General features: G+C 66.5%; 14 protein-coding genes. 13 read left to right on the forward strand and 1 reads right to left on the reverse strand.

Annotation, left to right across the window (positions count from 1 at the left end; all coding sequences use genetic code 11):
- Window positions 1–47: 47 nt before the first annotated feature.
- The 12 genes from AC068A_RS04590 to AC068A_RS04645 all read left to right on the forward strand — a co-directional run bounded on the left by AC068A_RS04590 (window position 48) and on the right by AC068A_RS04645 (window position 6,702).
- The gene (locus AC068A_RS04590) at window positions 48–338 is read left to right on the forward strand and encodes a Rossmann-fold NAD(P)-binding domain-containing protein (RefSeq protein ID WP_478580623.1); all 291 of its coding nucleotides are present in this window, start codon (window positions 48–50) and stop codon (window positions 336–338) included.
- Window positions 339–393: 55 nt separating this feature from the next.
- Window positions 394–579, forward strand: coding sequence for a hypothetical protein (locus AC068A_RS04595; protein WP_478580626.1), 186 nt, complete (start codon window positions 394–396; stop codon window positions 577–579).
- A gap of 35 nt (window positions 580–614) precedes the next feature.
- Window positions 615–1,025: a hypothetical protein gene (locus tag AC068A_RS04600; RefSeq protein ID WP_478580628.1), complete on the forward strand. Its 411-nt coding sequence runs from the start codon at window positions 615–617 to the stop codon at window positions 1,023–1,025.
- Between the two features lie 18 nt (window positions 1,026–1,043).
- Window positions 1,044–1,310, forward strand: coding sequence for a hypothetical protein (locus AC068A_RS04605; RefSeq protein ID WP_478580631.1), 267 nt, complete (start codon window positions 1,044–1,046; stop codon window positions 1,308–1,310).
- A 74-nt stretch (window positions 1,311–1,384) separates the two neighbouring features.
- Window positions 1,385–1,963 (forward strand): hypothetical protein, encoded by a 579-nt coding sequence (locus AC068A_RS04610; protein WP_478580633.1) that lies wholly within the window; start codon window positions 1,385–1,387, stop codon window positions 1,961–1,963.
- A gap of 84 nt (window positions 1,964–2,047) precedes the next feature.
- Window positions 2,048–2,722, forward strand: coding sequence for a hypothetical protein (locus AC068A_RS04615; RefSeq protein ID WP_478580636.1), 675 nt, complete (start codon window positions 2,048–2,050; stop codon window positions 2,720–2,722).
- Between the two features lie 355 nt (window positions 2,723–3,077).
- Window positions 3,078–3,947 (forward strand): deoxynucleotide monophosphate kinase family protein, encoded by an 870-nt coding sequence (locus AC068A_RS04620; RefSeq protein WP_478580639.1) that lies wholly within the window; start codon window positions 3,078–3,080, stop codon window positions 3,945–3,947.
- Between the two features lie 9 nt (window positions 3,948–3,956).
- Window positions 3,957–4,400, forward strand: coding sequence for a hypothetical protein (locus AC068A_RS04625; RefSeq protein ID WP_478580642.1), 444 nt, complete (start codon window positions 3,957–3,959; stop codon window positions 4,398–4,400).
- A gap of 23 nt (window positions 4,401–4,423) precedes the next feature.
- A complete protein-coding gene (locus AC068A_RS04630; protein WP_478580645.1) occupies window positions 4,424–4,666 on the forward strand; it encodes a hypothetical protein in 243 nt (80 codons plus the stop codon).
- Window positions 4,667–4,694: 28 nt separating this feature from the next.
- Window positions 4,695–4,877: a helix-turn-helix domain-containing protein gene (locus tag AC068A_RS04635; protein WP_478580647.1), complete on the forward strand. Its 183-nt coding sequence runs from the start codon at window positions 4,695–4,697 to the stop codon at window positions 4,875–4,877.
- A gap of 37 nt (window positions 4,878–4,914) precedes the next feature.
- On the forward strand, window positions 4,915–6,153 hold the full coding sequence (locus AC068A_RS04640; protein ID WP_478580650.1) for a tyrosine-type recombinase/integrase: 1,239 nt from the start codon (window positions 4,915–4,917) through the stop codon (window positions 6,151–6,153).
- A 384-nt stretch (window positions 6,154–6,537) separates the two neighbouring features.
- Complete coding sequence (locus AC068A_RS04645) at window positions 6,538–6,702, forward strand: hypothetical protein (protein WP_478580653.1); 165 nt, start codon at window positions 6,538–6,540, stop codon at window positions 6,700–6,702.
- 37 nt (window positions 6,703–6,739) lie between these two features.
- Here AC068A_RS04645 and AC068A_RS04650 read toward each other — a convergent pair whose 3' ends face one another.
- On the reverse strand, window positions 6,740–7,783 hold the full coding sequence (locus AC068A_RS04650) for a helix-turn-helix transcriptional regulator (protein WP_478580655.1): 1,044 nt from the start codon (window positions 7,781–7,783) through the stop codon (window positions 6,740–6,742).
- A 415-nt stretch (window positions 7,784–8,198) separates the two neighbouring features.
- Here AC068A_RS04650 and AC068A_RS04655 point away from each other — a divergent pair, with 415 nt between their 5' ends.
- Complete coding sequence (locus AC068A_RS04655; RefSeq protein ID WP_478580657.1) at window positions 8,199–8,936, forward strand: 2OG-Fe dioxygenase family protein; 738 nt, start codon at window positions 8,199–8,201, stop codon at window positions 8,934–8,936.
- The last annotated feature ends 3 nt before the right edge of the window (window positions 8,937–8,939 follow it).

Genomic DNA, 8,939 nt, shown 5'->3' on the forward strand with positions numbered 1-8,939 from the left:
AGGGAGAGCAGGGGCAGCCCTTCCAGCTACACCAAGGAGACGGGCACATGATGCCGTCCATCCAGAACGCCGAGTCGATCGCGACCGACAGGATCAAGGGTCTCGTCGCCGATGTACTCAAGGTCGTGCGAGAGGTCGAAGAGTGGCGCAACGACTACGACCCCATGACGCAGGAGTGGTACACGCTCTGCAACCTCGCCGACACCGCCGGAAGCCTGGCCCTGTCCCTGCCGGTCGAGATGCTTCCCGACGCGGAGTGGCGCCACGTTAGCGACGCCGAGTACGCGGCCTGCGACGACTTGCTCGCAATCCTCGCCGAGGGCGAAGCGACGAAGTAGTGCACGCGGCCCCTCCCCACAGGGAGCGGGGAGGGGCCACTCAGAAAGGCTACCCGTGATCGCAATCATCTGCGCCGAATGCAGCAAGGCCCCCTTCGGGGCGACGGTCTACGGCCTCTTCCGCTGCGATTCCTGCGGCTCCGAGATCAGCACCCGCGACCTCGTGCTCGACCCCGGCGAGGTCTGGGTCGTCGACTCCGCCGGCACCCTCGGCTACCTTCCCGCGCCCGACAACACCTGATCGCCACCGCACAACCCACCTGAGAGGCAGTGCACATGACCACCGTCCCGTTCCTCGCACCCTTCATGCGTCCCACCCTGCGCAACCTGGAGAGCCTTCAGGCCGCATGGCTCCGGATGACTGAACTCGGCTACTCGTCGCGGACCACCGCGGTTCCCGAGCCCGAGGGATGCACCCGCACCCGATGCGCGGGAGCCCACCACGGCTACCCCGGCAGCGAACACCGCTGGGCCCTGGTCGACGAGCTGTGCGGCGCCGAGTTCACCGCCTACTACTCACACATGCGGGACCGCAAGGGCACCAACCCCGCCCCGCCCCGCCGTCACAAGGGCTGCCCGTACTCGGGCTCGGCGAAGGCCGCCAAGCGCGCCGACCGGTACGCCGAGATCGGCCGCCCTATCCCCGCCTGGGACACCGAGGCCCTCGCTGCCTTCCAGACCGCCTGAACCCCGAAGGGAACCAACATGAACGCCCAGCCCTACCGCATCAAGCCGGTGGTCGGCGAGACCTTCGAGACCGAGAAGGTCCAGATCGAGGCCGACATGCGCGAAGCACAGTCTCTCCCCATCGACGAGTACCTCGGGTTCCTCGGCGACTACGGCCGCGTCCTTCGGAACCTGGCCGACGCCTACGAGTCGCCCGACGTTGCCTACAGCATCCTCCTGCGCCACTCCGACACCGTGCTCGACCGCATAGCCGACGAGGCCGACGCCGAGAAGTACGGCGCCTGATCCCCAATGCGCGACCGGCCGCCCCTGCACACAGGGAGAGCAGGGGCGGCCCCCAGACGAGAGAGGCACCACCCATGACCGATGTCCTGTCCACCACCGACGACGGCCGCTTCCGCGTTCGCCTGGTCCGCGACGAGCACCCCGAGAACCCCCGCAACGAGGAGACGCTCGTCCACGTGATCACGATCGACACTCACCTCGGGCAGTACCACCCCGTCGACAAGGACGGTGGCCCGCTCGCGGCGGCGTGGGAGCGCTTGAAGTGGAACCGCTGGACCGGCGTGGACACCTTCACTCGCTACGTCTCGATCATGCACGGTGGCATCGTCCTGGAGTCCAGCCCGCAGAGGGGCCCGCGGTCTCTCTGGTACGTGACCGGCGAGGAAGCCATCGCCATTGACGGCGGCCTACTCACCGAGGGGTACGTCGAGGCCGAGATGCAGGAGTACGAGGCGTGGGCCGAGGGCGACGTGTGGGGTTTCGTCGTCGAGAAGCGCGTCGACTGGACCCGCGAGGACGACCCCGACGAGTCCATGCAGACCTGGGAGGCAGTCGACTCGTGCTTCGGCTTCTACGGCGGCCCGTTCGCCCGAGCGCAGGCCCGCGAGGCGCTCCACTTCTACGCGGGTCAGTCCGCCGGCGCTGCTGCCTGACGCACCACAGCACATCGGCTGCCCCCGCTCGCACAGGGAGAGGGCCGGGGCGGCCACCCATCAGCACACGAAAGAGAGCCCAACATGAGCACGCTGAACCTGTCCTTCGGCTTCGTCACGGTCGAGCGAGTCGAAGCAGCGAAGCCCTGGATCACCGCGTACGAGCTGGCTGGCCCCCGTGTCCGCGGCACGGTCGAAATCGCTCCCGAGTTCCACGAGCTGAAGGTCTCCGATTCCGAGAGGGCGTGGGAGTTCCTCCCCACGGCCTTCACGGTCGCCTACGGCCGCAGCGCATGGAACCGCGCCGGGGCATCCGGGACACTCGAAGTCTGCGGCTCGCGCCTGGTGGAGTACACCGTCGTCCGCCCCGGTCAGACCGACTGGGACATAGACGTCCGCCGCGTGCAGACCGGCATTGGCGACTATCCGGCACCCGAGGGAGCCACCGCCCGGACCGGTGAGATCGTCCAGGCCCTCACCGAGATGCATCGGCGCGACGCTCAGCTCGTCCACGAGAAAGCTGTCGAGTTCCTCCGCAGCCGGCGCAGCGACCGCCTGACAGCGATCGAGCGTGAGGCCCGCGAGGTCGAGACTCAGCTCCGCGCCCTCCAGGGCCGTCATGCTGAGCTGCTCATGCGCCAGTCCTTGATGTCTGGGGAGTGGTCCTTCGAAACCGCAATCGAAGAGGCCGCCCCGAAGGCCGGAGGCACATGGACGCTCGGCCCGGCCGTACCCGCGTTCGGCGCCGCGGCTCAGTGAGGCACCACCTCCGCATGCGCCCGGAAGGCCGCCTCCAGTGCACCCAGTGCCGGGCCGCCTTCCGGGACCGCGAAAGTGCCAGCCGCTCCCGCTTCACCTGCCCAGGCGAACACCTCGCCCACGGCCTCACCGGTCAGCGCGAGCACCTCGTCTACCCCACCTGGTCCCGAGACCGAACCTGCGCAGGGTGGGGCTGTGACGAACCCGATCCGCAGCACTGGCACGGCCCTGACCCCCTGTGTGACTGGCCCGGATGCGGCCGATGCCTCCACGGCTGCGACTGCGACGTATGCACAGGACATATCTCCGCCCCCGGTCTGAACCGACTCCTCGACAGCCACGAAGGATGAACACCATGCCCACGAAGATCACCGACCTGAAGCCTGGCCAGCACATCCGCGCCACCGGCCGCGACACCCGAGGCCACACGGTTACCCGCGAGGGATACCTCGTGCTCGCCCCCCAGCTCAAGCCCGCAACATGGGACGGCAGCCGTACCAAGGTCTACCGCCTGCACGTCGACCTCGAGCCCGGCGCCGAGGCCACCCGTCAGAACTGGGTCTCCATGCTTCCGGACTGGACCGTCGAACTCCTCGACCAGGCGCAGCCCGAGTACGCCGGCACCGCGGAACGCGGCAGCCGCTCCATGCCGCTCGTTGGGTTCGCAGGCGCTGCCCGCTCGGGCAAGGACACCGCCGCCGACGTACTCCTCACCGCCGGATGGCAGCGCAAGGCATTCGCGGACAAGGTCAGGGAGATGCTGTACGCCCTCGACCCCCTCATGGTGGAGACGTCCTACGCCGAGGGATTGACCAGCCTGCGCTACGAGGTCGACGGCTACGGGTGGGAGACCACGAAGGACTGCTATCCCGAGGTACGCGAGTACCTCCAGCGGCTCGGAACGGAAGCGGGCCGGGCAGCCCTGGGGGAGAACGTGTGGGTCGACGCCCTCCTCCGCGACTTCGAGACCTGGGGCCCCACCGTCATAACCGACGTGCGCTTCCCCAACGAGGCGGACGCGATCCGGGAACGCGGCGGCCTGGTCTTCCTCCTGGAGCGGCCTGGAGCAGACCCCATTGCCCAGGCTGGGCACGCGAGCGAGAACGCCTTGGCCGGATACGACTTCGACGCGGTGATTCGCAACGACGGCTCCCTCTGGGACCTGTACGGAAAGGTGCGGAGGGTCATTCAGGCGGCAGATGTAAACATTGAACTCCTCTGTTAAGGTGTAACCATGAGGTTGACCCCCCGAAAGGAAGAGGTCGAGGCCATCAAGTCGCTCCTGGAGGACCCCACCTTCGAGAGTGCCGACCAGATGGCCAAGGCCGTTTACAAGACAGCAGCCGAACTGCTCCAGATGCGCGACCTGTTCGCCCTGGTCCACACATGGAAGGACGGCCACCGCGGGCTCAACTTTGGGCCCTTCGGCTCGGAGGCCGAGATCAAGACCTTCGCCTCGAAGATGGCCTTCGGGGGGACCGGCCGGATCGTCAAGCTCTACAGCCCCGGCGCCATGCTCGCCAACGTGGACGGCAAGAAGGGATGGAAGGGGTTCTGCTTCCAGCCCGACTGCGGCCACGCCCCCTTCACTCATTCCCTTGCCGGCGCTGCCCGAGGTGCCTGCCAAATACCCACGTGCCCATGCGGCAAGTTTCAGCAGACGAAGCCCCGCCACTGAAGATCGGAAGGAAACCAGGACCCATGAAGACCGTCGAGTTCCACACCTGCGAGTGCTCCGGCAAGCGGGCGTTTGCCGACGAACGGGCAGCAGAGAAGGCCCTTGGCCGAGCCCAGGCCAAGCGGGACCGGAGCGCCGACCGCCGAGGTCAGCGCCGGGTCATCGACCGCGAGAACCGCATCTACCTGTGCGACTTCGGCATGTGGCACCTCACTAAGCAGTCCCGCCGCTCCTTTGAGGAGCGAACCGCATTTCGCGCGGCCTGAAAGTAAACATGTAGCCGAGAGGGGTTGTGTGGCGGCAGGTGGAAGCAACCGGCTGCTTACGCCGGAAGAGGTGGCTGACTGGCTGAAGGTCAGCGAGATCACCGTGAAGAACAAGTACCGGACGTGGGGGATCAAGGCCCAGAAGGTCGGCCGCCTCCTGCGATTCCGTGAGCGCGACATCGTCGCCTACCTCGAAGACAACTACGGGTAATGGGCGGAGCCCTGTCCCAGCAACCAAGGGGGGCCGCATGGCTACCGTTTTCCAGAGATGTAAGTCGGACAAGCGAAACAAGTTCTACCCCTGTGAGGCCGTCCGTTGCCGCCACGAGTGGACCGTTCGATACCGCGAGCCGGGTGGACGCACGGGGCGACAGCGCGAGGAGACCTTCCCCACGAAGACGAAGGCCGAAGCCCATGGCACCAAGATGGAGGCCGACAAGGACCAGGGCGTCTACATCGACCCGGACGCCGGGAAGATCAGCCTGCGGGCCTACGCCGACGACTGGCTGGAACGTCGAACGGTCGGTGACGCGACGCACTCGAACTACAAGGGCTTCCTCGATAACCACCTCTTGCCGCATCTTGGACGCAAGTCGTTGGCCTCGGTCACAAAGCGTGACATCGAGCACTTCAAGGTGGCGATCCTGAAGGTGCTCGCCGAGAGCACGGTGTTCGACCGCATGAAGATGGTCAAGCACATCTTCTGGTCGGCCAAGGAGGAGAAGCTGATTCAGGACGACCCCGCCAGGGACGTCGACATCAAGCCGACCAACGTTGCTGTCGACGAGGACGAGATCCCGACGCTGGACGAGGTCAACCTGATCCATCAGCACATCTCTCCTCAGTACAAGCTGACGATCTCCCTTCAGGCGGGCCTTGGACTCCGGATCAGCGAGGCCCTGGCCTTTCACGTCGGATGCCGGCGGGATGACTTCATACGGGTCCGCTGGCAGGTCAGCTCGAAGGCGAACAGGGGTGACGCCCGTACCCGCCTGGTCCCGCTCAAGCACAGGGAGGATGGGGAGTACCGCGATATCCCGATGCCCCTCTTCATCGGGGAGGAGATCGACGAGCATGCCGCAGCATGGGCCCCGATACCGCTGGGGTTCGAAACCCGGGGCGGCAAGAAGAAGGTCGTCGAGGTCTTCTTCGCTCCTCGCGAGCGCGGCAAGGGCGTCATGCCCACGGCCTCGACGTACGGCTACCACTGGCGGAAGGCGCTCAAGGCTGCTGGCATCGTCAATGCAGACGGCAGTCCGAAGTACACCCCGCACAGCCTTCGACACTTCTTCGCTTCGACCGCCCTCGCGAATGGCGTTCCGATCCACGAGGTGAGCCGCTGGCTCGGGCACAAGTCGATCAAGACCACGGTCGACATCTATGGGCACCTGGTCCCGGAGGCGTGGGACCGCTGCCGTGACATCATGCAGAAGGCGATGCGGCCGGAGGCTCCAGAGGACCCCTCTGGCTACGACACCGCGGCTTGATGTGCTGGATGTGCTGGATGAACCCGCACCGTGCTGGATGGGTGCTGGATGACCACTTCCGGAACCGTGTTTTCGCAGGTGGGAGCGCTGTGCTGAACGTTCCGCTTCAACGTGTGACCGGTCTGTTACTGCACGCTAGGCGATCCGTCAAGCGTGCAGGTCAGAAGGGGTCGGCTCCTGATGGAGCCGACCCCTTCGTCGTCACCGTGCCGGATGGGCGTGCGTGACCCGCGGCTGCCGGTGTGTCGTCGGCTTCGTCTTCCCGCAGTGCGGGTTCACCACCCCCTGGAAATCTTGAAACAGGGGTAGATGTTGCATGAACATAATTGAGCGCTGTCTCGGCGCGGTAGTCCGCTCGGCTCGGCACCCCATGAGAGAGAAACCATGCACCGCTTCGCCATCGCCCTCGTTTCCGCCACGGCCCTGATCGCCCTGCCCGTCGCGTCGGCCCAGGCGGCGGTTCCCGTCACGAAGCCGGTGGCCGGTGTGGCCGGCGACATCGGGTGGAACTCGGGCAAGCCCGCGCCGACGCCCCTCCAGGGCGCCTGAGGCCTGCCGCCGCCGGCTCCGTCGGGTGGGCCGCGGATCAGGGGGAGTCGTCCCCGCCTGCTTCCTCGGCAACGTTGTCGAGCAGGCCCGACTTGGCGATCAGGTAGCCCAGCTGGGCCCGGCTGCGACTGCCCAGCTTCGCGGACATCCTCGCGACGTACTCCTGGCACCGCCGCACGCTGATGCCGAGCTGTCCGGCCGTCACGGAGTCCGTGTCACCGGCGACGATGTGCCGCATGATCGCCAGCTCCAGGTCGTCGGTGATGCGGGTCGTGGCCCGGTCGCGCCCGGGCGGGGTGAAGGGGAGCGCCCTGACCCACGAGCGTTCGAAGAGGGCCGCGAGGAACGAGACCACGGCCGGAGCGCGGATCTCCGCCGCCACCCGGCGGTCGTCGTCTGCGGGGATGAACGCCACTGTCCGGTCGAAGATGATCAGGCGGTCGAAGTTCTCGTCCAATGTCGCCACCTGGGCGCCACGCTGCTGGATCGTGTGGACGAAATTGCGCGTCGCCGAGCTGGACCGTGCGTTGTGCTGATAGATCGTCCGCATCTTCACCCCGCGGTCCAGCATGTCCAGCGTGGACGGCAGCGAGTCGTTGAGAACGGCCGCGGATCTGGCGCCGCCGGGCTGTGAGGTCAGCACTTCGTCCCGGCATTCCCGGGCCGCCAGGCGGATGGCGGCATTGATGTTCGGGAAGTCGGTGTGCGTCACGTATCCATACGCGTTCCGAAGATGGTTGTGCCGATACTCGGCAACCAGTGGCCCTAATTCTTCCCGGATTCGCAGCAGGTTGATCGCCGCCCGGGCGGAGCTTTCGAGGATCTCGGCCACAACGTAACTCCCGATCGTTTCAGGATTTACGGGAGTGAAGCCTGTTTCGCTCTGCTCGTCCGGAACCGCGAGGCCGGATGAGAGCAGCCTTTCCAGCGAATCCTCCCGGGCCTCGAAGACCCGCTCCCCGGTGGTGGAGTCCGGCTGCGCCGGCAGGTGTGGTGACGAATCCTGCGCGAGCAGCTCTCGGTAGAGCTGAATGTCTTGAGACTGTAGTGATTCGAAAGGTGTTCCAAACGTGGGCGTCATTCTGCGTTCCCCCGTGCCGGCAGCCTGTGCTTCCGGTCAGGCTAGTTGACGGCGCCTCGGTCAGCATCTGCGCATGTGGAGACTTTGATCACGTCCTGCGATCCCTCTTGGAGGGGGTGACGGCCGGGGCCGCCCCAGGTCCGCGCCGCCGCCTTGCCAGGCGGAATCCCGCCATCGAACCGCTATTTTCGGCCCCTTTCGCCACCGGGCGCACGGTCGGGGAATATTCGGAACGGCTGTCGTTCGGCGGGTGTGCGGCGGCGGTCGGCCGTCAACATTCCAGCTGCCCCGCGTGTTCCTGCGGCGCAGGTTCCCGCACCGGTTCCTGCCTTGCCCGGAGGGTTCCTTCCGGCCAGGATCGGTGATGTCTCATTTGCTGAGGCAACGTCGAAGAATCCAGTAAAGGAAGTGTGTAGTGACGACCGAGGTAATGCGGTTACAGGGCACGGCCGCTGACCGCAACGCTCCGTACCGGTACTTCTCGGAAGGGGATCTGAAGCAGGCGCTGGACACTCACTCAGCGGACGAGATCAAGCTGTTTCTGGAGTCATGGGAGGACCTGCCCGTCGATGCGTACATGAAGGACGGCGCCGACTATCGCCGCCGCCGTCACGGCTGCTTCCACTTCTCTGACGGGGATCTCGTACTGGACCCCCCGCGAGCCTTCCACCAGACCGCCCAGGTGAATTCCCTCCACGGGGGTGTCGACCGGCACTTCCCGCCGCTGGCCGACGACGTGGCCGCAGGCGGAGTGCTCCACACCCTCATCCGCTTCTTCGCCGAGCGCGTGCCCGGTGACTTCGACCCGGCCACCAGCGGTGTCGGCGTCCACCAGATCCGTATCACCGCGACCCGCGACGCGAAGGGCCTCCCGGCCCCCGAGGGCGTACACGAGGACGGGCACCACTACGTGGCGCAGGTCCTGATGCGCCGTGTCGACGTCGAGGGAGGCGAGTCGCAGCTGTACGACCGCGACCGCCGGCCGATCTACAGCACCACGCTGCTCCAGCCGTTCGAGTCGATCGTGATCGATGACCGCCGGGTCTTCCACGGCGTCTCCGCGATCGAGCCGGCGGACGGAGTCCGGCAGGGCGTGCGCGACATGCTGCTGATCGACTACTTCCCGCTCCACACCGGTGGTGCGCGCGGCTGACCG

Source organism: Streptomyces sp. NPDC043854, assembly GCF_056436005.1.